Below are 594 nucleotides of genomic sequence, written 5' to 3'. Positions count from 1 at the left end.
CAGTTCTGAAGTCGAAAAAGATCATTTCGCAGTTCTGGATGTGCCACCTGTCGCTTCGCCTGACGCAGAAGGGCTGCGCATTGTCTTGACTCACCGTGAAGCAGGTAAGCTTGGTGTGGGTGACCCGGTTATTTATAAAGGCTTTACGGTTGGGCGAGTAGAGAAAACCAGCTTTGACGTAGATACGCGCCGTGCTCTTTACCAACTTTTCATCTTTAAGCCTTACGACAGTTTAGTGCGCACTCGCACCAAATTCTGGCTCAATTCAGGCCTCGATCTACAATTGAATGCGGAAGGATTTGAAGTGAAATTTGGCTCGCTTGAAAGCCTTCTTACTGGTGGCGTCACCTTTGATAGCATTCCTGGAATGGAGTCAGGCGAAGCTCTTACCAAAGACATGACGAACTTCCGTTTGTACGATGATGTTAAACAAGTACGCGAAGGCATGTACGACGAATACATCGAATTCGTAATGCTATTCGAAGAGTCCGTTCGTGGCCTAAAACGCAAAGCTCCGGTTGAATACCGAGGCCTACGCATTGGTACAGTAATGAGAGTGCCTATGCGTCTTCCAACTCCAGAAGAGCATTTCTC

Annotated in this window: 1 protein-coding gene; it reads left to right on the top strand. The window is 47.6% G+C overall.

From position 1 onward, the window contains the following. The coding region (locus R7R24_RS28685) for an MlaD family protein (protein ID WP_318120456.1) at nucleotides 1–594 on the top strand (594 nt) is incomplete at both ends.

The sequence above is a fragment of the Vibrio sp. 704 genome, from assembly GCF_033339295.1.
This window is presented reverse-complemented; position numbering and strand designations above follow the sequence as displayed.